This is a genomic window from Nonomuraea sp. 3-1Str, assembly GCF_031570565.1.
GTDB lineage: Bacteria > Actinomycetota > Actinomycetes > Streptosporangiales > Streptosporangiaceae > Nonomuraea.
This window is the reverse complement of record NZ_JALHBK010000029.1, coordinates 96,415-122,304: the sequence shown is the minus strand read 5'-3', so window position 1 is coordinate 122,304 and position 25,890 is coordinate 96,415. Positions and strand designations below refer to the sequence as shown.

Annotated in this window: 24 protein-coding genes; 9 read left to right on the top strand and 15 right to left on the bottom strand. The window is 69.9% G+C overall.

All coding sequences use genetic code 11. The features are described 5' to 3' along the window. A partial coding sequence (locus MTP10_RS34040; protein WP_310714785.1) for a hypothetical protein occupies window positions 1-1,789 on the bottom strand: 1,789 nt, incomplete at its 3' end. A gap of 289 nt (window positions 1,790-2,078) precedes the next feature. Here MTP10_RS34040 and MTP10_RS34035 point away from each other — a divergent pair. Then, on the top strand, window positions 2,079-3,113 hold the full coding sequence (locus tag MTP10_RS34035) for a helix-turn-helix transcriptional regulator (protein ID WP_310714783.1): 1,035 nt from the start codon (window positions 2,079-2,081) through the stop codon (window positions 3,111-3,113). A gap of 48 nt (window positions 3,114-3,161) precedes the next feature. Here the strand turns inward: MTP10_RS34035 and MTP10_RS34030 are convergent, their stop codons facing one another. The 5 genes from MTP10_RS34030 to MTP10_RS34010 form a co-directional block, all read right to left on the bottom strand. Continuing rightward, window positions 3,162-3,806: a DNA alkylation repair protein gene (locus MTP10_RS34030; RefSeq protein WP_310714792.1), complete on the bottom strand. Its 645-nt coding sequence runs from the start codon at window positions 3,804-3,806 to the stop codon at window positions 3,162-3,164. Between the two features lie 23 nt (window positions 3,807-3,829). Beyond that, entirely contained in the window at window positions 3,830-4,561 is a 732-nt protein-coding gene (locus tag MTP10_RS34025) for a DUF998 domain-containing protein (protein WP_310714781.1), read from the bottom strand. Beyond that, complete coding sequence (locus MTP10_RS34020) at window positions 4,561-5,214, bottom strand: SRPBCC domain-containing protein (protein WP_310714779.1); 654 nt, start codon at window positions 5,212-5,214, stop codon at window positions 4,561-4,563. Before MTP10_RS34020 ends, MTP10_RS34025 begins: the two co-directional genes overlap by 1 nt. Then, complete coding sequence (locus MTP10_RS34015) at window positions 5,211-5,618, bottom strand: metalloregulator ArsR/SmtB family transcription factor (protein ID WP_310714777.1); 408 nt, start codon at window positions 5,616-5,618, stop codon at window positions 5,211-5,213. The genes MTP10_RS34020 and MTP10_RS34015 overlap by 4 nt, the downstream gene beginning before the upstream one ends. A 97-nt stretch (window positions 5,619-5,715) precedes the next feature. Next, window positions 5,716-6,630 carry an alpha/beta fold hydrolase gene (locus tag MTP10_RS34010; protein ID WP_310714775.1) on the bottom strand — a complete coding sequence of 305 codons (915 nt, stop codon included), beginning with the start codon at window positions 6,628-6,630 and terminating at the stop codon, window positions 5,716-5,718. A 338-nt stretch (window positions 6,631-6,968) separates the two neighbouring features. On the opposite strand from MTP10_RS34010, the gene MTP10_RS34005 reads away from it, so the two are divergent. From MTP10_RS34005 to MTP10_RS33995, 3 genes are read left to right on the top strand one after another with little or no spacing between them, the layout of a single operon-like run. Continuing rightward, the gene (locus MTP10_RS34005) at window positions 6,969-7,790 is read left to right on the top strand and encodes a type II CAAX endopeptidase family protein (protein ID WP_310714774.1); all 822 of its coding nucleotides are present in this window, start codon (window positions 6,969-6,971) and stop codon (window positions 7,788-7,790) included. Further along, on the top strand, window positions 7,787-8,941 hold the full coding sequence (locus MTP10_RS34000; protein WP_310714772.1) for a sensor histidine kinase: 1,155 nt from the start codon (window positions 7,787-7,789) through the stop codon (window positions 8,939-8,941). The genes MTP10_RS34005 and MTP10_RS34000 overlap by 4 nt, the downstream gene beginning before the upstream one ends. Next, the gene (locus MTP10_RS33995; protein WP_310714771.1) at window positions 8,938-9,597 is read left to right on the top strand and encodes a response regulator transcription factor; all 660 of its coding nucleotides are present in this window, start codon (window positions 8,938-8,940) and stop codon (window positions 9,595-9,597) included. The genes MTP10_RS34000 and MTP10_RS33995 overlap by 4 nt, the downstream gene beginning before the upstream one ends. Before the next feature lie 73 nt (window positions 9,598-9,670). Here MTP10_RS33995 and MTP10_RS33990 read toward each other — a convergent pair whose 3' ends face one another. Next, entirely contained in the window at window positions 9,671-10,123 is a 453-nt protein-coding gene (locus MTP10_RS33990) for a MarR family transcriptional regulator (protein WP_310714770.1), read from the bottom strand. Window positions 10,124-10,311: 188 nt separating this feature from the next. Here MTP10_RS33990 and MTP10_RS33985 point away from each other — a divergent pair, with 188 nt between their 5' ends. The 3 genes from MTP10_RS33985 (at window position 10,312) to MTP10_RS33975 (ending at window position 13,081) form a co-directional block, all read left to right on the top strand. After that, window positions 10,312-10,734: a VOC family protein gene (locus MTP10_RS33985; RefSeq protein ID WP_310714768.1), complete on the top strand. Its 423-nt coding sequence runs from the start codon at window positions 10,312-10,314 to the stop codon at window positions 10,732-10,734. Between the two features lie 189 nt (window positions 10,735-10,923). Then, window positions 10,924-11,850, top strand: a complete 927-nt coding sequence (locus tag MTP10_RS33980) for a zinc-binding alcohol dehydrogenase family protein (RefSeq protein WP_310714765.1) — start codon at window positions 10,924-10,926, stop codon at window positions 11,848-11,850. A 10-nt stretch (window positions 11,851-11,860) separates the two neighbouring features. Further along, window positions 11,861-13,081: an FAD-dependent monooxygenase gene (locus MTP10_RS33975; RefSeq protein WP_310714763.1), complete on the top strand. Its 1,221-nt coding sequence runs from the start codon at window positions 11,861-11,863 to the stop codon at window positions 13,079-13,081. Window positions 13,082-13,208: 127 nt separating this feature from the next. Here MTP10_RS33975 and MTP10_RS33970 read toward each other — a convergent pair whose 3' ends face one another. The 4 genes from MTP10_RS33970 to MTP10_RS33955 form a co-directional block, all read right to left on the bottom strand. Further along, on the bottom strand, window positions 13,209-14,099 hold the full coding sequence (locus MTP10_RS33970) for a GntR family transcriptional regulator (protein WP_310714762.1): 891 nt from the start codon (window positions 14,097-14,099) through the stop codon (window positions 13,209-13,211). Window positions 14,100-14,110: 11 nt separating this feature from the next. Beyond that, a complete protein-coding gene (locus tag MTP10_RS33965) occupies window positions 14,111-15,370 on the bottom strand; it encodes a carotenoid oxygenase family protein (protein WP_310714760.1) in 1,260 nt (419 codons plus the stop codon). 519 nt (window positions 15,371-15,889) lie between these two features. Beyond that, a complete protein-coding gene (locus MTP10_RS33960) occupies window positions 15,890-16,729 on the bottom strand; it encodes a hypothetical protein (RefSeq protein ID WP_310714758.1) in 840 nt (279 codons plus the stop codon). Further along, window positions 16,726-17,304: an RNA polymerase sigma factor gene (locus MTP10_RS33955; RefSeq protein WP_310714756.1), complete on the bottom strand. Its 579-nt coding sequence runs from the start codon at window positions 17,302-17,304 to the stop codon at window positions 16,726-16,728. Before MTP10_RS33955 ends, MTP10_RS33960 begins: the two co-directional genes overlap by 4 nt. 372 nt (window positions 17,305-17,676) lie before the next feature. Between MTP10_RS33955 and MTP10_RS33950 the strand changes: the two genes are divergently transcribed. Beyond that, the gene (locus tag MTP10_RS33950) at window positions 17,677-18,075 is read left to right on the top strand and encodes a hypothetical protein (RefSeq protein ID WP_310714753.1); all 399 of its coding nucleotides are present in this window, start codon (window positions 17,677-17,679) and stop codon (window positions 18,073-18,075) included. Between the two features lie 146 nt (window positions 18,076-18,221). Here MTP10_RS33950 and MTP10_RS33945 read toward each other — a convergent pair whose 3' ends face one another. Genes MTP10_RS33945 through MTP10_RS33930 form a run of 4 tightly spaced genes read right to left on the bottom strand, consistent with a single transcriptional unit; the run spans window position 18,222 to window position 23,750 of the window. After that, entirely contained in the window at window positions 18,222-19,610 is a 1,389-nt protein-coding gene (locus MTP10_RS33945) for a glycoside hydrolase family 43 protein (protein ID WP_310714751.1), read from the bottom strand. A gap of 31 nt (window positions 19,611-19,641) precedes the next feature. Continuing rightward, a complete protein-coding gene (locus MTP10_RS33940; RefSeq protein ID WP_310714749.1) occupies window positions 19,642-21,195 on the bottom strand; it encodes a lectin in 1,554 nt (517 codons plus the stop codon). Window positions 21,196-21,245: 50 nt separating this feature from the next. Further along, entirely contained in the window at window positions 21,246-22,367 is a 1,122-nt protein-coding gene (locus MTP10_RS33935; protein ID WP_310714791.1) for a lectin, read from the bottom strand. Window positions 22,368-22,418: 51 nt separating this feature from the next. Then, window positions 22,419-23,750 (bottom strand): PHB depolymerase family esterase, encoded by a 1,332-nt coding sequence (locus MTP10_RS33930; protein WP_310714747.1) that lies wholly within the window; start codon window positions 23,748-23,750, stop codon window positions 22,419-22,421. Between the two features lie 460 nt (window positions 23,751-24,210). Here MTP10_RS33930 and MTP10_RS33925 point away from each other — a divergent pair, with 460 nt between their 5' ends. Continuing rightward, window positions 24,211-25,671: an endo-1,4-beta-xylanase gene (locus MTP10_RS33925; protein ID WP_310714746.1), complete on the top strand. Its 1,461-nt coding sequence runs from the start codon at window positions 24,211-24,213 to the stop codon at window positions 25,669-25,671. The last annotated feature ends 219 nt before the right edge of the window (window positions 25,672-25,890 follow it).

Sequence of the window (25,890 nt, the reverse complement as noted above, 5' to 3'; positions counted from 1 at the left end):
TGCCGCCCGCGGCCAGCGCCGCGAGCGCCTGCTCGGCCTGTCGCCGGGCCGCGCCGGGCTTGCCCAGAGCCGGCGGGATCAGCGCCCTGGCAGCCGCCTCGGGGTGGCGCGCCAGCCACGCCAGCGCGGTGGCGCGCACCGACTTCAGCCGGGCCAGCCACTCGGCCATCTGCACGGCGATCTCCGGGGCGGCGAACGGAAGCAGCGCCGGAGCGATCGCGCTGGGGTTGCGCCGGGCGCCGGCCAGCACCGGGGGCAGCGCTGCCACCTCGAACCTGGCCACCACCTTCGGCATCCACTCGGAGGCTCCCCACAGGTCGGCCGGGTTCCACTTCGCGACCAGCGGTCCGGCCAGCTCCTCGGGCCCGGAGACGAACAGGACGATCTCGTCGTGCCAGTGGCTCGTCCGGCCGTCGACGATCCCGCCGGCGATCTCTTCCCAGTTCCGGTGCCAGGCGCGATCCCATGAGTCCTGCCCCGGCCGGGCGGAACGCCAGTTGTCCCGCTCGCCCGGCCCCCACACCACGGCCGGCTCATCGGCACACACCAGGCCACTCACCACGACCGGCTTGCGGACCGTACGCGGACGGGTCCACGGCGGGCTGACCAGCACCTCGGGCAGGGCTTCGAGCGGAGCGGTGGCGACGGACGCGGCGGACGCGATCTTGTTGATCCGCTCAGCGGCGGCATCACCGACGCTCGTGAGGACTTCGGCCACCAGGTCGGGATGGGCCAGCACGTGGGCGCGCAGCAGCAGGTCCGCGACCTTGCCGTCGCAGGTGGCCAGCATCCGCATCGCCCGGCGCGGGAACAGGGCCGCCGCGCGCAGGAGCGCCGGCTGGGTGTACCTGTGCTCGATCCGGTCGAGGAGTGCCCGCATCGCCGCGTCGGCCGGCAGCTCGGCGAGCACTCCCAGCAGCCGCCGCTCGCTCTCCGCGTCGTAGAGCTTGTCGAACCAGCCGGCCAGCACCGGCACGGCCGCGGCGCCCATGCCGTCCACGAGGGTGGCGGGCAGAGCCAGGGAGCTCATCACGAAGTAGCCCTGCACGTGGCCCACGATGAGCGCCGCGTGCTCCGGCGTGCTGATCGCGGCGACCAGATTGTGGGCGAGCCCCGGATTGACCTGACTCACCTCGGCGCAGTCGGCCGCGACCCAGTCGGCCTCGGTCGGCGCCAGGTAGGAAGCCGCCACCCGTTGGTGGAGCCCGCCTTCACGGCTCACCGCCAGCGCCGCGACGACCTCGGCGTACTCGGCGTCCGACGCGGCCGCGAGGGCGGCACGGACCCGCCTGGTGAGCTCTGACCGATTCCAGCCGAACCAGTGGTTGTGGGGTTCATGGGGAGCCAGCCGCCGGACCGGCCGGCTGTCCCCGCCGGCATCCCAGTGCAGCGAGGCCAGCTCGGTCACGGCCGTCGCCGCGAACACCAGGCCATGTTCGAGCAGCCAGACTTCGGCGAACAGGGGCAGTAACGTCCGGTCCGACCATGGCAGGAAACCGGTCATCGCCTCGGCGACCACGGCGGCGCCCAGCGGCGTGGCGGTGGGCTCGCCGGCCAGGTATGCGACGCCCGCGGCGGCGATCTCCGGGTCGGGACACTTCGCCAGCGAGTCGAGGATCGACTGGCGACGCTCGTCCAACCTGGCGGCGAGTTCCTTGGGCGCGCCCGCGTCCAGCGCTCTCGCGGGGACCTGCGCACCGCCCCGCCGCGGATGAAGAGTGCGCAGCCAGGCGGCCGGCATCGTCAGCCGGTCCTCGTCCTCGACGCTGCCGCTCGCCGCTGTGCTCATGCCGGTACCTCCGCGCTGTGTTCGAGTAGGGCTGGTCGTTCAGGCGACGGGGAACCGCGCCATCGCCGACACCTCACGGTGATCGTCAGCGGCGAGTATTGCGGGCAAGACCGACAAACTCGCACTCACCGCATGCCCGACGGCCGCACGGCATCGTTCTCCATGCCACAGGCGTGGCCCCCTCCGGCCGGAGAGCCGCCCATCGGTCGAATGGCGCCCAGACGATGCCATCCCCATGGGATGATTTCCGGGCTGGATCAGGATGACGCGAGTCATGATGGGTGGCGGAATGTCCGACGAGAGGGCCGAGCCCGGCCACGGCCGCACTCCGCGCAGGCTGAGCGAGGAGAACGTCGCCCTGCGACTCGCCTGGGAAATGCGCCAGCGGGGCTGGTCCCAGGAGCGGATGGCGCAGGAGCTGACGAACGCCGGCTGCCCCACGCACCAGTCGGCGATCTCGAAGATCGTCAACTCCAAGCCGGACGGAAGCCGCCGGGCGATCAGCCTCGACGAAGCGATCGCCATGGCCAAGGTGTTCGGGATTCCCCTGGAAGAGCTTCCGCTGCCCCCGGAGGGAGCCCAGGGGCGAGATCTGCACGAGCTGAGCCGGGCCGTCACCCAAGAAGGACGCGATGCCCGCGAGCAGTACGCGCGATTCGTCCTGGCCTGGGCCCGCCTGCGCCACCGCCTCAGCCGGCAGGACGACCAGACGGCCTACAGAGACTTCCTGAGGACGAGAAGAGTCGACGCTGACAGGACGAGCAAGGCGATCGAGACCTGGCTCGACGCGGACTCGTGGCGGGAGGCGACGGCCGCGTACGACGTGCTCGAACGAACCCTGCAGACGATGGGCACCGGCCGGGACCTGACTCCGCCCAGGCAGGAGCGCCGCTGGCGGCACAGCGTCGTCGCCGACCTCCTGCGCCTGCGTGACCTGTTCGGCAGGAGAATCCCCGGCAGCCAGGTGCGGGCGGTGCCGGCGCTGATCCAGGACGCCGCGGATGTCCTGATCCGCTCAGGAACGCTGGAGGCAGCCATCCCGGTCATCGACTCCTGCGAACAAGGCCAGGCGCACGCCACCGAAGACGTCGTGGCCGAGATCGACACGAGACTCCAGCAGGTCATCGACCGAGAGCCCCGGGACCGGCTGGACTACCTCGAAAGCCTGGCAGCACGCATCGGACTGCGCTGGAAAGGCAGCCAGACCAAGCCGGACCAGGAAGAGCTGGCCGCTCAGCTGGGAGCGAGCCCGGAGGACTACATGGACGCCAAGAAGATCGGCGGCATCTACCGCGGCATAGGAAGTGAGGTGAGCCGTAGATGACCGGTGTCACCTGTCGCGGGTCCTGGGGAGCGGCGGCACGAGCGTTTTTTACTTGTCGCGCTGTCGGCGCACCATCTCGGTGATCCAGATGGGCGCGAACGGAGACGTGCAGTTCGGCGGAGTCGGGTAGTCCTTGAGCACCTCCAGGCGCTCACCGATGTCGATGGCGCGGGCGCGGTGCTCGGCGTGCTCGATCCCGATCTGAGCCAGGCAGTTGTTCATCGCCCACTGCAGGCGAGCCGGGGCGTCTCTCATCTCCGCCTCGATGACGTCCAGCAGGCCCGCCAGGTCGAGGCCCTCGGGCCTCTTGGCCACGCGCTCGGCGGTCAGCGCCCAGCCGGCACTCGCGACCACCGGATCCGGATCGGCGGACCAGGCCAGGCGCAGCTCCTCGGCGTGCGGGCTCTTCTTCACCACGTAGTTCACGAGCCAGTCGTGCACCTTGGGGGTGCGCGCCTCGCGCACCATGACGTCCAACTCGTCACGCTCGAACGCCTTCGGGCGGCAGATCAGGATCGCCAGCAGTCTCGCCGCGGTGTCAGTCGTCTGCCAGAGCCGGCGCGCGAGTTCCTGCTGCGTCTTCAGCCGCTTCGCGAGCGCGCGCAGCCTGCCGAGGTTCACACCGTGATCGTCACCGTGTTTCTCGTTCACCTCGCGGGTCCTCGGGTCCTCGATCGCGGCCAGCTCGGCCATCACCTCGGCTACCGTCGTCTCAGTCACCTCAGCCTCTTACCCATCAGATGGATCACTGGCGCGGCGGGTGCCGGCCGGTGGGGCCGATGGTGCGCGGCGAGGAGCGACGCCCATGCCATCGCGAGGGCGATCGCGAGGGCGAAGGCGACGTTGGCGGGGCGGGATCCCTGCAGGGCGAAGATCAGGCTCCAGGTGACGAGGAAGGCCGCGCCGGTCACGCCGCTGAAGGCCGCCCAACCGGTACGGCCGGCCGCGACGAACCGCCGGGAGAGGACGAAGCACGCGGCGACGAGCGCGAGAAAGGCGATCGCGGAGACCAGCAAGTGCACCGCCGCGTGCCAGCTCATCATGGTCGGAAGGCCCCTCGGGGTGCCCGGCGGGAAGCCGTCGGCCGGGTCGGCGGAGAAAGCGGCCGCCGCCAGCATCCCGGCACCGAAGACACCGATCAACCGTGGTCCCCACGTGCCTCCCGGATCCGCCGCCGGGCCGAGGACCCGGTGCAGCCCGATCGCACCCGCCACGAACAGCAGACCGCTGACCACGAAGTTGGCGATCTGGATCCAGCCTTCGTCACCGTTGCTCAGCATGCTGGCCGGGTGCCGGCTGATGTCGAACCCGTCCCTGGTGAGCAGTTGCAGGACGACCACGACGATGTAGAGCGGTCCGGCGACAACGCCGCAGGTCAGCAGGGCTCTCGTCGATCCGGTGACCGCCACGGGCGCCCTGCCGCCGCTGGAGGTGACGTCGTGGGTCATCAACGGTCGCCGCTGGTCTCGGGGGCGAAGTGCCGCACCGCGAACGCGATGGCCGCGGAGATGTCGTCGTCACCGGTTCCCCAGGCAGCCTGGATCGGGGGTCCCCAGGCGTGGCAGCTGCGGACGGCGAATTCCTTGCCCTCGGGCGTGTCCTGCCAGGTGGCGGGGTCGAACGTCACGCCGTTCAGGAAGAGGTCGAGGCCGAGCAGCGCGAGGTCCCAGCCGCAGCCGATTCCGATCGTGCCACCGGGACCGTAGGTGCGCACGAGCTCGTCGACGATCTTGGCGGGTGAGGCGTGCTCCAGCTCGAAGATGGTGCGGCCGTCGTCGCCGGGCGCCAGGCGCACCTCGACCTCGGTCGGCATGCCCTCGCCGAAGACCCAGGTCACCTTGATCAGACGGGGCTTCTCGCAGCGCAGGATCTCGCCACCGGCGTTGTCCTTGAGCTGGAACGTGCCACCGACCCGCAGGTCGCCCTCGACCTGGCCCAGCCATCGGCCGAGCCGCTCCAGGTCGGTGCAGGCGCTCCAGACGTCTTCGATCGGGGCGTCGTAGACCCGGCGCAGCAGCACCGACCGCCCTTCACCGGTGGCGACCGCCTGATTGCCGATCTCCCGCTGAGTGGCGTTGATCTGGTTGATGACGTCGATCACGTGTCCTCCTCGCTGACAGACTCAGTCTCCTGATGACGATCCGGTGTCCCGGCTGCGTTTCCACCGTTGTCGCGCTGTTCGCGGCGTTCGCGTTTGCCGCGGACGAGTTCGGCGGCCAACGCGTCCATGCGCTGGCTCCAGAACTGCCGGAAGCGCTCCAGCCAGATGTCGACCTCCTGCAGAGGTGCTGCCTCCACCGCGTAGAGGCGCCGCGTACCGTCCGGACGGACGGTGACGAAACCCGACTCCCTCAGCACGCGCAGATGCTGCGACACCGCAGGTGGCGAGATACCGAACTCCGCCCGGACGACCTCACTGATGGCGCCGGCGGCCTGCTCTCCGTCGGCGAGCAGCTCCAGTATCCGGCGACGCACCGGGTCGCCGAGGACATCGAAAGCGTGCACCCAGGAACTATGTCAGCGAGAGCTTAATTAAGTCAAGTCTTAAGAAGGCGCGGGGCGCGGGCGGCGCCGGCCGGGCACTGCGCCGCTTCCCGCAGCATTACTCGCCATGCGCCTGGCGTGCGGCCTGCGCGGTGACGCGTTCGATGGCCTGGACGGCGACGCCGGGTTCGTCGACGTAGATGTAGTGCCCGCTGTTGGCGGCCGTGCTCAGCTTGGCGGCGCTGGACAGCCCGAGCCACTTGCGCTGGCCCACGGCCCACGCCTTCTCCAGGCGCGACCCGTACTCGGGGATGGCTTTGAGGTAAGGCTTGCCGTGCTTGATGACCTCGACCGGGATGTTCCCCGCGGAGCGGACCTCGCCGTCGGCGACGGCGAGCTTCTCCGGGTTCTGACCCTGGAAGACCGCGAGGTTCTGCGCGCGCAACTCGGCCGCCGGGCCCTTGGCCGACTCGGGGATCGACTTCTTGATGTCGTCCAGCATCGTGGGCGGAGTGGCGTCCAGCAGGACCAGCCCCTTGACCCGGTCCTTGTGGTCGGGGGCGTACCTGGCGGCGATCAGCCCGCCCAGCGAGTGGCCGGCCAGGACGACCGGGTTGTCACCGGCGACGCGGTCGAGCACCCCCGTCAGGATCTTGCCGGTGCTGGAGAAGCTCTGCGGGCCGTCCGGTTGGTCGCTCCCGCCCGAGCCGAGCCGGTCGTAGGAGCAGACCCGGTTCTGCTTGCTCAGCGTCTTCTGGACGGCGGCCAGCTTGTCCAGCCCGTCGCCTGCCCCGTGCATCAGGACGATGACCGGCCTGCCTTTCTCCGGGTCGCCCGAACAGGACACGTTCACCGACCGGCCCGCCACCTCGATCTTCTTGGTCCCCGAGATCGGGGCGGCCTGGGCCGTCCGCGTGGCCGGGGCCATGGGGTCCCAGTTCTCCATCGCGTCGCCGTCGCAGCCGGCGACCCCCGCGCCGAGCACGGTGCAGCACAGCGTGGTCACGGCGGCTGTCTTGATCTTGCGGAGCATAGGTCCTCCAGTGAGGGAGTGGATGCGGGGGTGAGGCGCACGGCTGCGCAGTGGAAAACGCGGGACGCCGTGGCCGCGTCGTAACGCTACGGATCGGGCGGTCCGAGATCGTCCCCGCACGGTGGACATTCACCGGTAGCTCGGGCGGGGGACAAAGCGGGTCCGCCGGTGAGGGCCGCGATCGCCCCGCTCTGCCGTGCGACGAATCGCATGTGCGCCTGTCCCCCGTGCGAGCTACCCGCGAGTGTCCACCGCGCGGGGACGATTCCAGGCCGCCCAATCCCTAGCGTTTCCGGCGTAGCGGCGGCATCCCGTCGCGGAATCCCCAGGGAGTAGTCATGCGGTTGTTCAAACAGCTCGTGCCCGTCGCGGTGGTCGCCTTCGTCGGCAGCGCGATCGTGGGCGCGGTCCAGGGGAGCCCGCTCCTCACTCTGCTCATCGGCGTCGCGACGGCCGTGCTCGCCGTGTTCGTGTACGCCCGCGTGGTGCGGTGGTCCGAGCGCCGCGCACCTGTGGAGGTGGCGGCGCGAGGCGCCGCCGGCGCCATCGCGCGAGGCACGCTGCTCGGGGTCGCGCTGTTCGCGGCCGTCATCGCGAACATCGCTCTCGTGGGCGGCTACCGCATCGACGGCCAGGGCTCGCCGGCGGGCGCGGCCGGGCTGTTCGGCTTCATGGCCGCCGCCGCGGTGACGGAGGAGCTGCTGTTTCGCGGCATCCTGTTCAGGATCGTCGAGGAACGCACGGGGACGTGGCCGGCGCTGGCGCTGACCGGCGTCCTGTTCGGCCTGTCGCACCTGTTCAACCCGCACGCCAACCTGTGGGGAGCGATCGCCATCGCGATCGAGGCGGGCGGCATGCTCGCCGCCGCCTACGCCGCCACCCGCACCCTGTGGGTGCCGATCGGCGTGCACTTCGGCTGGAACTTCGCGGCGGCCGGCATCTTCGGCACCGAGGTCTCGGGCAACGGCGCGACGCAGGGGCTGCTGCACGGCGTGACGTCGGGCCCGGCCCTGCTCACGGGCGGCGAGTTCGGGCCGGAGGCGAGCCTGTACGCGGTGGTGTCCGGCCTGCTGCTGATGGTCGTGTTCATGTGGCTGGCCCGCCGGCGCGGCAACGTGGTCCCGATGCGGCGCGGCGCGACCACTACGCTCGCCCAATGATCGATCTACGGCGGGTCACGGACCTGTGGCGGCGGTGCGACGTCGTGGCCCGGGATTTACCGTTCGGGCTGCTGCTGGCCGTCGCATCGCTCCTGCCGGCGCTCTACGGCAAGGGGACCCAGGTCGGCGACCTGCCGACCCGGCCCTTCGACGCACTGGCGTTCGTGGTGATCGCCCTGGAGACCCTTCCGCTCGCCGTGCGCCGGCGCTGGCCGGCCGTGTGCCTGGCTCTGGTCTCGCTCGGTTTCGCCCTCGACCAGTTGCACGCCTACCACGTGTTGGCGAGTAACGCGATGCCCATCGCGCTGATCAGCGCGGGCGCCCACCTGGAGCGCCACCGGCGCGTCACCGTGATCATCCTCTCCATGGCGTACGTGCCACTGGCGTTCGCGCTCGACCGGCTCGGCGCGACCGAGAAGGTGGAAGGGTACGTGGTGTTCTACCTGGCCCTGGCCCTCGCGTGGGGCATCGGGGCCTGGCTGCGCTCCACCCGCGCCGCCGAGACGGAACACCGCCGCCACGTCGCCGAGGCCACCCGTGCCGCCGAACGCACCCGGATCGCCCGCGAGCTCCACGACGTCGTGACGCACCACGTGACGGCGATGGTCGTGCAGGCCGAGGCGGCCCGCTACCTGATGGCCGCGCCCGATCGCCTCGACGCGACGCTGAGCGCCGTCACCGACACCGGCCGGCGGGCCATCACCGATCTGCGGCACATGCTCGACCTGCTCAAAGCCGATCACGACACCGACGTCAGCGTGCCCTCCGCCGGCGAGCTGCACACACTCGTGGAGCAGACCCGCCAGGCCGGGCAGCCGGTGGAGTTCGCCGAGGAGGGCAGTCCGGCGGAATCGGCGGGCAGCGCCGAGTTCGTGACCTATAGGGTCGTCCAGGAGGCCCTGACGAACGCCCTCAAACACGCCCACGGCACCCGCACAGTGGTCCGGGTGCGTTACGGCGAGAAGGAGATCAGCGTGGAGGTCAGCACCGACGGCGCCGGCTCCCGGGCCGTCTCTCCCGGCGGGAGCGGGCGGGGGCTGGCCGGGCTCCGCGAGCGGGTGGACGCCCTGGGCGGCGAGTTCAGCGCCGGCCGGCAAGCGGGTGGCGGCTTCGTCGTACGGGCCCGCATCCCCGCGGAGAGCCCGTCGTGACGGCGCCGGTCCGGGTCCTGGTCTGCGATGACCAGGCGCTGATCCGCACCGGGTTCGCGACGATCATCGATGCGCAGCCGGACCTGGAGGTGGTGGGCGAGTGCGGCGACGGCCGTGCCGCGGTGGACCTGGCCCGCCGGCTGAGCCCCGACATCGTGGTGATGGACGTGCGGATGCCGGTGCTCGACGGCATCGACGCGACCCGCCTGCTGGCCGGCGCCGGGGTGGAGCATCCGGTCAAGGTGCTCGTGGTGACGACGTTCAACCTGGACGAGTACGTCTACGAGGCGCTGCGGGCCGGCGCGAGCGGGTTCCTGCTCAAGGACGCCCCACCGGCGCAGCTGCTGCACGGCATCCGCACCGTCGCGGCGGGCGCCGCGCTGCTGGCGCCCGAGGTGACGCGGCAGCTCGTCGGCAGGTACGCGTCCCGCATCCGCCCCTCCCGCGACAGGCCGGACGACACCGCGCTGACGCCGCGCGAGCTGGAGGTGCTGCGCCTGATCGCCGACGGCCTGTCCAACAGCGAGATCGCCGCCACTCTGGTGATCAGCCAGGAGACGGTCAAGACGTACGTGTCGCGCATCCTCACCAAGCTCGGCCTGCGTGACCGCGTGCAGGCGGTGGTCTACGCCTACCGCAGGGGCCTGGTGACCTGAGGCGCTCGGCCCGGCCACCTCGATGGGGCGAACGCCGCAGACATCAGGAACCGTACGTGGCCCTGTGCGACCATCAGCGCTCGGCCGTCGGCCCCTCCACGGCCTGTGCGGGCGACGAGCGGGCCGAGACGACGTCGAGCAGGCTGACGAGCCGATCGAGCTGTTCCGGATTCAGGCGGCCGGTCGCTGGCGTCAGGGCACGCCGGATGTCGTCCTCCACGCGTTCGGCGAGTTCGTGCCCGGCAGGGGTCATGTAGACCTCGACGACCCGGCCGTCATAGGGGTTCTTGCCGCGCGTCAGCAGCCCCCGGCGCTGGGCGCGGTCGATGAGGCCGGACATCGTGGACTTGTCCAGGCCGAGGTAGTCGGCCAGCTCGGTGATGCGGGCCCGGCGGTCGCGGAGGATGCCGAGCACCCGTAGCTGGGTGAGCGACAGATCATGCTCGCCGCCGATGCGGGTCAGCACGCCCGCCACCTCGAAGGTGGTCCGGACGAGGGCGTCCATGGCATCGTCGGCGGTCCTCATGCCGTCATGCTAGCCCGGCATGGTTGGCAATACCAACCATGCCGGGGCGAGGGCATCCTGGTCGTCGACCAGCGTGTTCCCGGCACGTTTTCCGCTCTCCCGCAGTAGCGGCCACTTCCTGACCCCTACCCCTGTGACTGTTGCCCCGTGCGAGGCGCTGCACAGCGTCCAGAACCGATAGGAGCGACATGTCCGTCCAGTCCGTCACTCATCTGAACTTCCGGGGCGACGCCCGCGCGGCGCTGGAGTTCTACCAGTCCGTCTTCGGCGGTCACCTGTCCGTCGTCACGTACAAGGACGCCGGGAACCCGCAGGACGCGGCCGAGGCTGACCAGGTGATGTGGGGCCAGGTGGTCTCGGACCGCGGCTTCCACGTGATGGCCTATGACGTGCCCTCGCGGCTGCCGTGGGACCGGGGTGAGAACTCGTTCTTCCTGTCCGTGCGCGGCGACGGCGCGGAGGAGATCACCGCCTACTGGGAGAAGCTCTCCGAGGGGGCGAGCATCGCGCAGCCGCTCGGACCCGCGCAGTGGGCTCCGCTCTACGGCATGCTGACCGACCGCTTCGGCGTCGTCTGGGTCGTGGACGTCGCGAGCGAGTACAACGGCTGAGCAGCGGCAGCGACCAGCCCTGCGGCGGACTGGGATCCAGGTCCGCCCATGCCGCCTGCCGCACGGGAGGCGACTCCGCAGGGGGCGTGATCGACGGATACGGCATCGAGCACGCCGCAGCGGTTGACAAGGTTTGTATTACCAACAATCATAGGAGTAGTTGGTAAAACAAACTTTCTGGAGATCACCATGCACGCTGCCGTCATCCAGGCCGCCGACGCCCTGCCGGTCTATCGCGACCACCCCGACCCCAGGCCACGCCACGGCGACGAGATGGTCGTCGAGGTCCTCGCGACCGGCCTGCACCATCTGACCAGGGCCAAGGCGAACGGCTCGCACTACTCCGCCGACGGCGTGTACCCGCTGGTCCCCGGCGTCGACGGCGTCGTACGGGACGAGGAGGGCAACATCCGCTACGTGGTCGTGGACGACACCCCGCTGGGGACGTTCGCCGATCGCACCCTCATCGACCCTCGCCGCAGCGTGGTCCTGCCCGGCGACATCGACCCCGTGCGGATCGCCGCCGCGATGAACCCGGCCATGTCGTCCTGGATCGCGCTGCGCCGGCGCGTCGACTTCCAGGCCGGCCGGCGCGTCCTCGTCCTGGGCGCCACCGGCAACGCCGGACGGATGGCGGTCCAGATCGCCAAGCTGTTCGGCGCCGCCCAGGTCATCGCCGCCGGCCGTGACACCACCCGCCTGAGCGCGCTGACCGCGCTCGGCGCCGACGAGACGATCACGTTCGACCAGATCGGCCGCGCGGCCGACGTCGATGTGGTCATCGACTACGTGTGGGGTGAGCGGGCCGCCGGCGCCATGATGACGATGCTCACCGCCCGCGCCGACCGCTCCGCCCCGCTGGCCTGGATCCAGATCGGATCCATCGCCGGCCAGAGCGCGCCGATCCCCTCCGTGGCGCTGCGCTCCGCCCGCCTGCAGATCGTCGGCAGCGGCATCGGCTCGGTCCCCGCCCGGGACATCCTCGCCGAACTGCCGGAACTGGCCTCAGCGGTCGCCGCGGGCGCGATCGACGTACAGGCCCGCGCCGTCCCCCTCGCCCAGGTCACGCAGGCGTGGACCGCCGAGACCGACGACCGCGTCGTCTTCGTCCCCTGAGGAGCGAGCCATGACCTCGTTGAGCAGCAGCAGGAAACGGGCCCTGGTCGTCGGCCTCGGCGTCAGCGGCATCGCCACGGCGATCGGCCTGCGGCGCATCGGCTGGGAGCCGGTGATCGTGGAGAGAGCGCCGGGCCGCCGATCGGGCGGCTACTTCGTCGGGTTGTTCGGCGCCGGCCAGGCCGCCGCGCGGCGACTCGGCATTCTCGACGCCCTCCCCGACCGATCGCCGCCCGGAGGCATCACCTACACGGTGGATCGCGCCGGCGTCCGCAGGCCCGGCGTGGGGTTCGGGGACCTGCCGGTCTCACCGCGCACGATGCTGCGCGGCGACGTGGAACGGGCCGCCTTCGCCGCGCTCCCGCACGACGTGGAGATCCGTTACGCGACGACCCCCACCCACATCGAGCAGGACGCCTCCGGCGCCGAGGTGACCCTCGAACACGACGGTGGATCCGTGACCGAGCGATACGACCTCGTCGTGGGCGCCGACGGGTTGCGGTCCACGGTCCGGCGTCTCGTCTTCGGCCCGCACGACAGATATCTGCACCGGCTGGGCTACATGATCGCGGCGACGATGCTGCCGGGTCCGGTCGGCGGGCTCTCCCCGCACGAGGGAGCGAGCCTCCTTGAGCCGGGCCGGGCCATGTGGGTCTTCCCGTTCGCCGATCACCCGCCCACCGTGCTCTTCTCCTACCGCACCGACGACGTCGACGCCGAGTTCACCGGCCGGCCCGCCGAACGGGTCCGCGCCGCGTACGGACCTCAGCCCACGGGCCGGCTGCTCGGCGAGGCGCTCGACACGCTGGACTCCGCCGACGAGTTCCTGTTCGACTCGGTGGAGCAATCCCGCATGGACGCCTGGTCGCACGGCCGGGTCGTGCTGGTCGGCGACTCCGCGTGGTGCCCCAGCCTCTACGCCGCCATGGGGATCTCCGCCGGGCTCGCCGGAGCCGACCTGCTCGCCGGCATGCTGCACCGCCACCCCGGCGACATCCGCGGCGCTCTGCGCGCCTGGGAGGCACAACTCCGCCCGCACATGACCTACTACCAGGCCGACGGCGTCGAACAGCGGTATTTCTTCACCCCGGACAACCAGCGGCAGGTCGCCCTCCGGCCCCTCATGGGGCACAGCCTCCGGCTTCCGGTGATCGGCAACGCCTTGCGCTCCCTGCGAAGCGGCAGCAAGTCCATCCGGGAACGGGAACGGGACATCGCCCACGCCGGCTGACAAGAGCCCGGTCCGCGGGCTCGCACTCGGACGATCAGGCCAGTCCGGCCCTCTGCGCGTCCGTACCACTGTTCGTGGCCACCAGTCGGCAACGAGCAGCCCGCGTCCCGGCGGCTTCCGCCTGCGCTCACCGGCGGATCTCCCGGGGCGCGATCACGGTGGCCAGGCCGTCCAGCAGGCGTTCGAGGCCGAAGGTGAACAGTGATTCCAGGTCGAGCTCCGCGCCCGGCTCCGCGACCTGGGCGATCAGCGGCCCGTCAACGGACAGCTTGGCCTTGCCCCACTGCCTGCTGGTCATCCCCGTGTCCAGCTCGGCGATGGCCTCGCTCTCGATGTTGATCGCCGTCCCCCGGACGTAGTTCACCATCGTGCCGTAGACGTGCACGCGGGTGATCGGGTCCAGGCCGAGGCCGTCGAGCGCGCGCAGGGCCCATACCCCGTACGCGAGCTGCCCGGGCAGCGTGGCCGGCCGGGTGATGGACACGAGCCGTGGCAGCCAGGGATGGCGCTGGTAGGCCGCCCACTGCAGCTGGGCGGCCACCCGCAGGTGGGTACGCCATCCCGGCGGCGGCTCCGGATATTCGATCTCGGCGAACGCGGCGTCGGCGATCAGCTGGGTGAGCTCGGCCTTGGCCTCGAGGTGCCGGTAGAGGGCCATGGTGGCGACGCCGAGCTTGGCCGCCACCGCCCGCATGGACAGTGCGGCCAGGCCGTCGGCGTCGGCGATCTCCATGGCCACGCGGACGACGCGGTCGCGTTCGAGACCCCCGGCCGAACGCGAGGGCAGTCTCCGGGGAGCGACCACGGCGCCGACCCGAGACACCGACTCGATGGCGCCTGCCTGCTTGAGCGCGGCCAGCGCCTTGGTGGCCGTCGCCATCGCGACGCCCCACTCGCGCATGATCGCCCTGGTCGTCGGAACGGGAGCGCCGGGCTGCAACTCCCCGTCGGCGATGCGCCGCTCGATGGCGGCGACGATCCGGAGGTACGGCGGTTGCGGATCGTTCACGACGGCCATGCTGCCACGTCTCAGCGGTCAGGCAGCCAGTTGCCGTGCAGACCGAGCGGCACTCTGACAGGGAGGTGGACGCGCGCGACGGGCTCACCGGTGAAGTCCTGGGCTGAGAGGATCACCAGGTCGCTGGCGCTTCGGCGAGGATTGTGCACGTATGTGAGCAGGTACCCCTCGTCCTCCCCTTGCCCCGCGGCGGCGAACACGGCCTCTCCGACCGCCTCGTCCCTGCCGAACCCGTGTACTTCTTTCGTCCCTCGTACCAGGTCGTGCTTGACCAGGGCGTTGGTGAAAGCGTCGTCCGGCGCGATGCCCTCGGGCGCGAACGGAATCCCGTACAGGGCTGTCGCGGCCGAGTAGCCGTATCGGTACGGGCGGGTGGTACGTGCCTCGTTCACACGCGGGAAATCCTGTGGCCGGTCGTCGATGCGCTGCTGGCGGATCTTGTCCGGTGTGATCGTCCAGCGGTCCAGCGTGGGCCGGATCGCTCCGGGGTCGGCGGGATCGAACGGCCCCTCGGCCGTGATCAGGTCGACCACGATCGCGTCGCCGTCGTCGTAGGCGTTGAGCGTGTGGCTGACATGGATCGGGTCGATGTCGAGCCAGCGCACCTCACCACCGGTCCGCGGCATGACCCCGACGCGCGTCGGGTGCCCCGGCAGCCACCGGCACTCGAACCCGTCGAAACCCAGCGGCGTGTCCCACAGCACCACGTGCTTCTCGGTGAGCGCGAAGTCGTGCATGAACGGCGTCCGCGCCATGGGGACGGTGGTGGTCTGGACGACGCTTCCTTCGGGGTCGGTCACGATGTACTGGACGTAGTCGCGGCCCGGCATGTACGACAGCGAATGCAACTCGCCGGTGAGCGGGTCGTGCTTGGAGTGCGCCCCCGCCGTGAACCCCTCCGCGGTCCCACCCAGCTCACACACGCCCACGGTGTTCAGCTCCTCGTCCAACTCGGCGGGCGGCAGGCCACCCTCCGCCAAGGCGAAGGTGCGCTGAGCGTGCTCGATCACGTGCACCATGGGCGCGAAGCCCGGTGTGCGCACGAAGCGGTTGCGGTACCACTCGGCCCGGCCGTCACGCAGCCGCACCCCGTGCACCATGCCCTGGCCCATGCCCCAGATGTGCACGACGGGGTCTTCCACGCCCAGCGGGTTGGGCCCGTTGCGCAGGTAGCGGCCGTTGAGCTCGGCCGGGATCCGCCCGGTGACAGGCAGGTCGTAGGCGGTGACTTCTTCAGTAAGGGGCGCAAAAGGCCCTTCCAGATACTTCATGTGGACACCGTACGCAGGAGAACGCCTGATCCCACGGCAGCAGCGGGAAATGCCCTACTGTGCACTAGTGCAACAGCACGAGCCCACCCGAAAGGAACCCTCGCAGCGTCGCGGTTCCGGGCACCGGATCGAGGGCACCACCCGCCAGGACAATCTCGCCATGCGGGCCGTCCTGCGCAAGAGCGGGTTCGTCAAGGAGGCCCATTACCGGGAGGCGTGGCCCGCCGGCGACGGAACGCGCCGCGCGCCGACCTCGGCAAGGTCGTCAAGGGGATCCAGGTCAAGTAGCCCTGCTGGCCTGGATCGACCGGGCCTGACCGAGGCTCAGCCCGGCGGCCGCCGCTGGTGTGACCTGCAACGTACCTCGGCCGGGGATCTGCACCATTATTTGGCCGGATGTCACTCGTAGTGACGGGCTCCCGAGCCAGATCACGTCAGGTGGAACGTGACCGCGGCGGCCGGCGTACGTATGGCGCCGCACCTTCTGCTGCGGCGCCATAGGCGCTCATGCGGGGGCGGTCAGCCTTGTGGGCATCCGGCCATCTTCTTCTTCACGTCCGCGATCAGCTCGGGAGTGAACTTCACTCGCTCCGGCTGCGCCCAGACGAGCACCTGCCCCGGGGCCGTCGGCACCGCGTCCTTGACGAACCAGTTCCCCGGCACCTGCTGAGCGCGGTCCGACCTCTTGCCGACTCTGAACTCCTCGATCGAGCCGTCCCGCTCGGCCAGCACGGCCCGTACCTCGTCCACGGTCATGCCGCGATACGGGACGCAGTGCAGCAGCTCACCGGTGGCATCGACGTCACCGGCCGATTCGTACCGCTCGCCGGGACGGGCCGGACGGGCGAACCAGATCGCCGCGCTGCCCTTGAAGTCCGCGGGAATGCGGAACGCGACCGCGCACCGGCCACCGGGGGACTCGCACTCCGCCGACTCCTCCTCGATCCGAGCTCCCTCCGAATTCTCCCCGCCCGTGACATGGCCGACCGCGCTCGGCGAGCCTGGGGCGATCGACAGCCGGATGTCGAGCCCGCGGGCCTTGAACTCGGACGCGAAGCGTTCAGGGTCGGCGTAGAGGTCCTTGACGGTGACGATCCAGTCGTCGCCCGAGCGCTGGAACGCCAGCGCGGCGGACGGCGCGATGCCACTCGGCGCGTCGGCGGGGAGGAAGGCCACGCCCAGGACGGCCGCCGCCGCCAGCACCGCGGCGACGGGGAACAGCACCGGCCAGCGCGCCCTGCGACGTGCCTTGATCGGCGTCTCGATGATCTCGTGGAGCAACTCCCGCGCGCCCTGCCCCTGTTCCGGCGCGTGGGGAGCGGGGTCGATGGCGGCCACCATCCGGCCGATCTTGATCACAGGGTCTCCCCTCTCAGTTCCGCGATCGCCTGGTCTTCTTCCGTGAGCCCCAGCGCCTTGGCCAGCCGCTTGCGTGCACGGTGCAGTCTGATCCGTGCCGCGGTCGCCGTACAGCCGAGCACTTTGCCGATCTCCGGGCCGGTCAGGTCTTCCCAGAAGGCCAGCGCGAGCACCTCGCGGTCACGGGCGGGCAGGTCATCGAATGCCTCCCGCACCCGGTCGGGCCCGGCCGGCTCGGACGGCCGAGTGGCCGACAACTCGTCCTTGAGCCGTTCAGCCAGCCCGGTCCTGCGGGACTGGCCGCGCCGGTGGTTGGCCAGGACACGACGGGCCACGCCGTACAGCCACAAGCGGGCGGCATCGCCGTCGGGGACGTCGGCAATGCGCCGCCACGCGGTGAGGAACGTCTCAGAAATCACGTCCGCCGTGTCGTCGGGCGAGTCCGTACGGCGGGCGGCGTACTGGTGGATGGCCGGGTAGTGCGCGTTGTAGATCGCTTCTAAGCGGTCTCGCGCTCCCGGGGAATGGCTCACGGATGGCTCTCCTCGTGCCAAGGTGTCGGACATCTCGTACATGTCCGGCACCTTTTCCGAGTGTTTCACCCTGTCGTCCTGGACCGCCGTTCGCAGGGGCCTCCCCGTTCGGTCGCACGTAGCGTGGCCCGTCGATGCCGACAAGCCCGATCCGAGGGATTCCGCAAGCCAGGTCACGACGTCTACTGGTGCCGGCTGACGCGACCTGGCTCAGCCCCCGCTCGTCCGAATCCATGCTTTCGAGGCGAGCCGCTGCTGGCATGGCCGGCCAGGCGCGCGCACGCGTGGGGTGCCCGGAAAGTCTGGAGACTCGCGGTGAGATCTCACGGTGAGATGGGGCTTTCGTCGCCCGCCGCGGTGCGCGCCGGCGCGCGACGAATCCCGGCGAGCCGGGCAGCACCGATGATGAGGTGTATGACTGCTGTCACACGTCTGGTGACGTTCGTCGATGTCGATGATCAGGCGGCTGACACCATCTCGGTGTCGGCGCGTCACGAAGCGGAGCTCGTCGACGGAACCCGCGTGCTGCTGCTGAATGACCGAGGTTGGGGCTCATCGCAAGGCTGGGCCGCGACATCGGCAGCAGAGATACAAGAGACGACACGGGCGGTGGTCGGGCCCGATGAGCCGTTCGATGGCCGTTCCCAGGAAGCCATGGAAGCAGACCATTGGGACGCGCTCCAGCAGATCGCCCAGCGGCACGGAGTCGTTGTCGACGCGGCCGCGCTCAGGCGGCTGCCGCACGACGTCGTGCTCAGCCAGCAGGTGCTCGCACGCATCGGCGGCAACCCGGACACCGGCGCCTCCGGCTGAGCCGGGCAGACCTGCTCACGCCATCGCCGGCCAGATGCGCGAGCACGACGACCGCGACCAGTTCGTCACCGGCATCGCCGCTCTCCAGCCACCCAGGTGCGGGCCGTCCTCAGGGATCGGTCCTGAGGACGGCCCGCACCTCGGCTTCAGCTGAACTGCCACCAGTCCACGTTGAACAGGTAACCGCTTCCGCCGGTGAACTTCAGGTACAGATCGCGGGTGCCGGTCGCGCCGGTGACCGAACAGGAGACGGTGGTCCAGGTCTGCCAGCCGCCTGTGCCCGGGACGGTGCACGTCCCGGCCGCCGCGCCGTTGACGCCGTCCAGGCGTAGTTCGAGCCTGCCGCCGCTGGACGCCGCAGCGACCCGCGCGGTGAAGGTCCTGGCGCCGGCCCCGAACGCGACGCCCTTGACCTTGACGTAGTCGCCGTTCTCGATCCAGCCGACGTTCATCCCGCCTTCGCTGGAGGTCTCGGTCTCGACTCCGGACGCCCAGGCGATCGTCTCGGCCTCCTGGCGGACGTACGGGTTGAGGGTGCCCACCTGCGGCGCCCCGGACGTGGTCATGTTGATCGTCGGGATCGTGCCGCCGGAGCCGTAGGTGAACTTCTCCACAGCCACCGAACGGGTGAAGCCGCCGCCACCCGTCAGTGCGCCGTTGTGGTAGAAGAAGTACGAGCCGCCCTGGTAGTCGACGATGCCCACGTGGTTGGTGAAGCTGCTGCCCTGCGTAGGCATGATCGTCCCTCGGTAGGTCCAGGGCCCGGTAGGACTGGTGGCCGTCGAGTAGGCGATGAACTCCGAGCAGCACTTGGCCGCGAATACGATGTAGTACAGGCCGTTCCGCTTGTAGACCCAGGGCCCCTCTTCGAACAGCGTCGGACGGTTGGCATCACCCGTCCGGGTGCCGAACCCCGCCGTGGTGAGCGGGATCTGCGTCGCGCTCCCCGAGTACGAGATCATGTCGGCGTTCAGCTTCACGTACCACAGATTCGGGTTGCCCCAGTACAGATAGGCCTGCCCGTCGTCGTCGATGAAGACCGTGGGGTCGATCTCGCCGTTCTCGACCAGTGGCCGTCCGAGCGCGTCCTTGAACGGCCCGGTCGGACTGTCGGAGACGGCCACCCCGATGGCCATCCGGCCGGTCGCCCGGTTGGTCGTGGGCACGTACCAGTAGAACTTGCCGTTCCGGCGGATGGCCTGCCCCGCCCAGGCGTCGGACTTCGCCCAGCTGAAGGTGGTCAGGCTCAGCGGGGAGCCGTGGTCGGTCCAGTTCACCATGTCGGTGGAGGACCAGACCCGCCACTCCTTCATGGTGAACCACGTCGAGCCGTCCTCGTCGTGGCCGGTGTAGAGGTACACCCGGCCGTTGTGCACCAGCGGAGCCGGGTCGGCGGTGTAGATGGTCTGGATGATCGGATTGTCGGCCCTGGCCGCGTGGGCGGGCAGGAACGCCACGAGGCCGAGCAGGACCAGCACCCCCGCGATTGCGCGTCCGGCTCTTGCGGTGGCCGGCAACCGTAATGCCACTCTCACGATCGCTCCCGAGGTGATGCGGCGGATGGGGTCAGGTACGGGTCCAGCGTTGGTTGGCGTCGCCGTTGCACGACCAGATGGTCAGCTTGGTGCCGTTGGCGGTGGCGTTGTTCGGCACGTCCAGGCACTTGTTCGCCCCGACGGCGGTGATGGTGCCGTCGGCGTTGAAGCGCCACTGCTGGTTGCTCTGGCCGTTGCAGTCCCAGATGATGACGTTGGTGCCGTCGGCGGTTCCCCGGTTGTACACGTCCAGGCACTTGCCGCCGTAGACCCGCAGCTCCCCGCTCGCGGAGGGCGTCCATTGCTGGTTGGGCTGGCCGTTGCAGTCCCAGATCTGCGCCTGGGTGCCGTTGGCCTGCGCGGCGCCGGTGACGTCGAGGCACCTGCCCGAGCCCACTCCCTTGATCGCGACCGTGGTGGGCTGGACGATGCCGCCTCCGGTCACGACGTACATGGCCGCCCCGTGCCCGGGGACCGACGCGCTGATCGTCCCGGAGGAGGACGACGTCGTGTGCGCCCACAGGTCACGTACCGAGTAGGAGGACGCCGAGCCCAGCCCCAGGGCCGCGGCGGTGGTGGAGACGGTCGAGGTCGAGGTGCCCCGGTTGAGCAGGACGACCGCGACCGAGCCGTTCTTCATCGGCTTGCGCCAGACCTCCAGGTTGCCGTTGTCGCTGATCTTGTGGCCCTGCCGGCCGCCCCAGTCCTGGTTGACCGCGATGACCTCGGTGTTGGTGAGGATGGTGCGCGTGTCGGCGCTCATCGTACGCAGGTCGTTGCCGGCGATGAGCGGAGCGTTCAGCAGCGACCACAGGCTGAAGTGCGCGCGGCCCTCGGTCCCCGTCACCCCGCCGACACCCACTTCCAGCATGTCGGGGTCGTTCCACCCGCCCGGGCCCGAGTACGACTCCAGCCCGACCTGCTGGTCCAGGATGCCCATGATGGAGCTCCAGTTGGCCGCGATGTCGCCGGTGTTGCGCCAGGAGTTGCCCACCGGCATCCCCCACGTCCACACGCTCTCCTGGCCCCAGTTGCACAGGCTGTACACGATCGGACGGCCGGTGGCGGCCAGCGCGTCCCGCATGGCCGTGTACCGCTGCTGTCCGTTCATGCCCAGGTGGTCGCCGCAGTTGTCGTACTTCAGGTAGTCGATCCCCCAGGACGCCCAGAGAGCCGCGTCCCGCCGCTCGTTGCCCAGGCTGGCCGGGTAGCCGGCGCACGTCGTGGTGCCGGCGGAGGAGTAGATGCCGAGCTTGAGCCCTTTGGAGTGGATGTAGTCGGCCAGGGCCTTGATGCCGTTGGGGAACTTCTGCGGGTCGGGCACCAGGTCGCCGTTGGCGTTGCGGCTCTTGGTGGACCAGCAGTCGTCGATGTTGACGTAGGTGTAGCCCGCCGCCGCCATGCCGCTGGAGACCATGGCGTCGGCCGTCTGACGGATCAGGCCGTCGTTGACGTTGCAGCCGAAGCTGTTCCAGTCGTTCCAGCCCATCTGGGGTGTGCGGGCCAGGCCGTTGTCCAGGGCGAGGGCCGGTGACGTGGCACCGCCGATCGCGACGAGGGAGCCGGCCGCAAGTAACGCGGCCATCGTCAGGCCAAGGATTCTGCGCATCTGATTCTCCACCTGCCGAAGTGATGTCATGAGCCGGTGCGGGTCCAGCGCTGGTTGGCGGCGCCGCTGCACGACCAGATCTGGAGCTTGACGCCGTTGGCCGTGGAGTGGTCGGGCACGTCCAGGCACTTGTTCGCGCCTACCGCGGTGATGGTGCCGTCGGCGTTGAAGCGCCACTGCTGGTTGGACTGGCCGTTGCAGTCCCAGATGACGACGCCGGCGCCGTCGGCGGTGCTCCGGTTGGACACGTCCAGGCACTTGCCGCCGTAGACCCGCAGCTCCCCGCTCGCGGAGGGCGTCCATTGCTGGTTGGACTGGCCGTTGCAGTCCCAGATCTGCGCCTGCGCACCGTTCGCCTGTGACGCGCCGGAGACGTCCAGGCACCGGCCCGAGCCCACGCCTCTGATCGCGATCCCGCTGGAGGTGCCGCCCCCCGGCTGGCCGATGCTGCCCGCGACCGACTGCAGCGCCGCGTACCAGGCGGCGGCCATCTTGTCGTAACCGCCGGCGGTCGGGTGGATGCCGTCGATCAGGTCGGAGGTGGTCAACCTGCTGTGCATGTCGACCAGGTGAACGTGCTTGCCGCTGTTCACCTTGCTCTGGACGATGCCGGGGATCGCCGCGTTGAAGGTGCGGGCGGCGGACTCCTGGCCGGAGTTGGACAGCGGGATGATGGTCGCGACGAAGACGTCCGCGTCGGGCACGGCCGTGGTGATGTGGTCGATCAGCGTGGACAGCCGTTGCGGGGCGCCGGCCACGTTGTAGTTCTGCAGGATGTCGTTGGTGCCCAAGTGGAGGAGCAGCGTGCGCGGTGTGTACGTACGCAGCCAGCCGGTGATGTTCGCGTCGATCTGGTCGATCCGCCAGCCCGGATGGCCCTCGTGGTCGTGATCGCCCAGGCTGCCGGGCCCGTTGAACTGCGAACCGACGAAGTCGGCTGTGTAGCGGCCGCCGATCAGGCGCTGCCACAAGCCGATCCGGTACCCGCCCGGCACCTGCGTGCCCTCGGTGATCGAGTCGCCGAGCGGCATGACCCGGACCCCGCCGTTCGACTCGGCCTCGGCGACCCCCGTCCCCATCGCCGTGCCGGCCGCCAGTAACGCCACCGCCGTGAGCACGGCGGCCCACCCTTGCCTCCAGGTACGCATGGTGGACACCAGGACCTCCCTGTGGTCATGTTCGGAAGCGACGCCACCGGCTCAGGAGCGGGTCCAGCGCTGGTTGGCGCCGCCGTGGCAGGAGTAGAGCTGGAGCCGGGTGCCGTTGGCGGTGCCCTGGCCCACGGCGTCCAGGCACAGCCCCGACTGCGCCCCGGTGATGCTGCCGTCGGCGTTCAGGCGCCATTTCTGGTTGGCGCCGCCATGGCAGGCGTAGATCTGGACGCCGGCGCCGTTGCCGGTGCCGGCCGCGTCGAGGCATTTGTTGCCGTAGACCCTGAGCTCATCGGCCGAGGTGGCGGCCCACTGCTGGTTGGCACGCCCGTTGCAGTCCCACAACTGCACCGCGGTGCCGTCGGCGGTGGCGGCGCCGGGCACGTCGAGGCAACGCCCCGAGCCGACTCCCTTGATCTGCCCGGCGGTCGGTGGGGTCGGTGTCGTGGTGGACGAGCCGCCGTCCAGGCCGAAGAAGCGGATGGCGTAGGCGGCCATCCCGGGGTGGGGCAGGTCGTGGCCGGCGCCGCTGATGGTGTACGCCTCGACCTGCCCGGACCCGAAGACCCGACGGGTCCAGCCGGATTGCGGGCTGTCGGTGGAGGCGGGGGTCTGGCTCAGTCCGTGCACGTTGGTCCACTGGTCGACCTCTTCCTGCAACATCGTGTACGGCAGGACGGAGTCGGCGGTGCCGTGCCAGGCCATGACGCGCGGCCGGGGTCCGGTGTAGCCGGGGTAGGCGTTCCTGGCCAGGTCACCCCACTGCTGCGGCGTCTTGTCGCCGCAGCCCGCGGGGCCCAGGCAACCGTAGGGAACCCCCGAGAACGGCGCGCCGGCCCGGAACACGTCCGGATACGTGGCGAGCAGGTTGAGGGTCTCCATCGCGCCGGAGGAGAACCCGGTGGCGAACACCCGTTGCGGGTCGCCGTCGTAGCGTTGCAACACGTAGTCGGTCATGGAGACGATCGACACCGGGTCGCTGCCGCCGCCGTGGCGCAGGGCCTCGTTCGACCAGACGTCGAAGCAGTTCGACATGCCGTTGGCGCTCTTGTTCGCCTGCGGATAGATGACGATGAAGCCGTACCGGTCGGCCAGCGAGGCGAACTCCGTGCCCTGGTGGAAGCCGGGAGCCCATCCGTTGCAGCCATGCATGGCCACGAGGACCCCGGGCCGGGGCGCCACCCTGTCGGGGACGTAGAGGTACATCCGCAGACCGCCGGGATTGGCGCCGAAGCTCGTCACTTCGGTCAGGACCGCCGCCGACGCTCCCGGCACAGCCGTGAGGAACACGGACAGAGCGGTGGCCACCGCCGTGATCACAGCCGCCAGGGCGGCTCCGATGCCCGCGTACCTTCTCGTACGCGGTTCGCCTCGCTTCATTGCTCCGCCTCTCCGCTGTTAGCGTTAACAATCCGCTGACCAGTCGAACTGCCTCGGGCCGGTGGAAGTGGTGGCAGGTCGGAGCAAATATGAGGCAGAAAGGTACTGTCAAGAGCGCCTTAGCTTGCTGCGGGCCGGAGGGGCGCCGACCGAACGCGTTCACCTCGGATTATTCGATCTGGACGCGACGACGCAGCGAGAGCGTCGCCATGAAACTTTCACATGGCCCCAGCTACCAGGCCCGATCGAAACATTTCAAGGCCACCGCCAGTACAGCAGACACAGGCGGGCCGGGCATCTCCGAAAGTTTTCATGGCATTCTTGACAACTTTCGGCGAGATTCACACACTGAGTGCCCGAAGGTGAGCTCCCCTGCCGGCTCCGGCGCCGGTGGAGCGCGCACCACCGGGGGTGTGCCCCGCACGATCCCTCCCCACGATTCGCCGATGGAGGCTCAAGCATGCGTGTCAACGCCATGTCCCCACCGACCACCAGGCGGCCGCTCGGCGCGCGCCGCCGGGCGCTGATCACCGGCGCGCTCGGCGCACTCGGCCTGATCACGGCACTGGCGACGGCGATTCCGGCCGATGCCGCGGCGAGCACGCTCGGCGCGGCCGCCGCGCAGAGCGGCCGCTACTTCGGCACCGCCATCGCCTCGGGCAAGCTCGGCGACTCCGCCTACACGACGATCGCCAATCGCGAGTTCAACATGGTGACGGCCGAGAACGAGATGAAGATCGACGCCACCGAGCCGAACCGGGGGCAGTTCAACTTCACCAGCGGGGACCGGGTCTACAACTGGGCCGTGCAGAACGGCAAGCGGGTGCGGGGGCACACCCTGGCCTGGCACTCCCAGCAGCCGGGCTGGATGCAGTCGCTGTCGGGCAGCTCGCTGCGCCAGGCGATGATCGACCACATCAACGGCGTCATGGGCCACTACAAGGGCAAGATCTACGCCTGGGACGTGGTGAACGAGGCCTACGCCGACAGCGGCGGCGGCCGCCGCGACTCCAACCTCCAGCGCACCGGCAACGACTGGATCGAGGTGGCGTTCCGCACCGCGCGCGCCGCCGACCCGGCCGCCAAGCTGTGCTACAACGACTACAACATCGACAACTGGACCTGGGCCAAGACGCAGGGCGTCTACAACATGGTCAGGGACTTCAAGTCCCGAGGCGTGCCGATCGACTGCGTCGGCCTGCAGTCGCACTTCAACGGCAACAGCCCCTACAACAGCAACTACCGCACGACCATCCAGAGCTTCGCCGCGCTGGGGGTCGACGTGCAGATCACCGAGCTGGACATCCAGGGCGGATCGGCCACCACGTACGCCAACGTCGTCAACGACTGCATGGCGGTGCCGCGTTGTGCCGGCATCACGACGTGGGGCGTCCGCGACAGCGACTCCTGGCTGGGCGCGAACGCCGCCCCGCTGCTCTTCGACGGCAACGGCAACAAGAAGGCCGCCTACACCGCGGTACTCAACGCGCTCAACGGCGGCAGCACGACGCCGCCGCCCGGCGGGGGCGATGCGGGGCAGATCAAGGGCGTGACCTCCGGCCGCTGCGTGGACGTGCCCAACGCCGGCACCACCGACGGCACCGCGGTGCAACTGTGGGACTGCAATGGTCAGAGCAACCAGCAGTGGACGCAGACCTCGGCAGGGGAGCTGAAGGTGTACGGCAACAAGTGCCTGGACGCCGGGGGCACGGGCAACGGCGCCCGGATCCAGATCTACTCCTGCTGGGGCGGCGACAACCAGAAATGGCGCGTCAACTCCGACGGCACGATCGTCGGTGTGCAGTCCGGGCTGTGCCTCGACGCCGTCGGCAGCGGCACCGGCAACGGCACGGGGCTGCAGCTGTACAGCTGCTGGGGCGGCAGCAACCAGAAGTGGACCTACAACGCGGGCACCGCGTGAGCTGCACCTGCTGATCCGGTGCGCCCTCCCCCAGCCTGGCGAAAAGGCCGGGGGAGGGCGAGCCGCGCCCGCCCGTGCGACAGCAACTTAACCAGCACTCTGTCGCAATTTACGGTCTTGCCAGTCGGTAACTTATGTGAAACTTTCACATGCACGAGCAGTGCGGCGCGATCTCCTAGGACAGAGAACTCCAGGAGGAATGGCGTTCCGATGGCGACA

Coding starts and splice junctions, on each gene's coding strand:
- MTP10_RS33980 (WP_310714765.1), top strand. CDS start 10,924: ATGCACGCTGCCGTCATCCAGGCCGCCGACGCCCTGCCGGTCTATCGC.
- MTP10_RS33975 (WP_310714763.1), top strand. CDS start 11,861: ATGACCTCGTTGAGCAGCAGCAGGAAACGGGCCCTGGTCGTCGGCCTC.
- MTP10_RS34035 (WP_310714783.1), top strand. CDS start 2,079: ATGTCCGACGAGAGGGCCGAGCCCGGCCACGGCCGCACTCCGCGCAGG.
- MTP10_RS34025 (WP_310714781.1), bottom strand. CDS start 4,561: ATGACCCACGACGTCACCTCCAGCGGCGGCAGGGCGCCCGTGGCGGTC.
- MTP10_RS33925 (WP_310714746.1), top strand. CDS start 24,211: ATGCGTGTCAACGCCATGTCCCCACCGACCACCAGGCGGCCGCTCGGC.
- MTP10_RS33955 (WP_310714756.1), bottom strand. CDS start 17,304: ATGTACGAGATGTCCGACACCTTGGCACGAGGAGAGCCATCCGTGAGC.
- MTP10_RS34010 (WP_310714775.1), bottom strand. CDS start 6,630: ATGCTCCGCAAGATCAAGACAGCCGCCGTGACCACGCTGTGCTGCACC.
- MTP10_RS34000 (WP_310714772.1), top strand. CDS start 7,787: ATGATCGATCTACGGCGGGTCACGGACCTGTGGCGGCGGTGCGACGTC.
- MTP10_RS34005 (WP_310714774.1), top strand. CDS start 6,969: ATGCGGTTGTTCAAACAGCTCGTGCCCGTCGCGGTGGTCGCCTTCGTC.
- MTP10_RS33985 (WP_310714768.1), top strand. CDS start 10,312: ATGTCCGTCCAGTCCGTCACTCATCTGAACTTCCGGGGCGACGCCCGC.
- MTP10_RS33930 (WP_310714747.1), bottom strand. CDS start 23,750: ATGAAGCGAGGCGAACCGCGTACGAGAAGGTACGCGGGCATCGGAGCC.
- MTP10_RS33970 (WP_310714762.1), bottom strand. CDS start 14,099: ATGGCCGTCGTGAACGATCCGCAACCGCCGTACCTCCGGATCGTCGCC.
- MTP10_RS33940 (WP_310714749.1), bottom strand. CDS start 21,195: ATGGCCGCGTTACTTGCGGCCGGCTCCCTCGTCGCGATCGGCGGTGCC.
- MTP10_RS33950 (WP_310714753.1), top strand. CDS start 17,677: ATGACTGCTGTCACACGTCTGGTGACGTTCGTCGATGTCGATGATCAG.
- MTP10_RS33935 (WP_310714791.1), bottom strand. CDS start 22,367: ATGCGTACCTGGAGGCAAGGGTGGGCCGCCGTGCTCACGGCGGTGGCG.
- MTP10_RS34030 (WP_310714792.1), bottom strand. CDS start 3,806: ATGGCCGAGCTGGCCGCGATCGAGGACCCGAGGACCCGCGAGGTGAAC.
- MTP10_RS33965 (WP_310714760.1), bottom strand. CDS start 15,370: ATGAAGTATCTGGAAGGGCCTTTTGCGCCCCTTACTGAAGAAGTCACC.
- MTP10_RS33990 (WP_310714770.1), bottom strand. CDS start 10,123: ATGAGGACCGCCGACGATGCCATGGACGCCCTCGTCCGGACCACCTTC.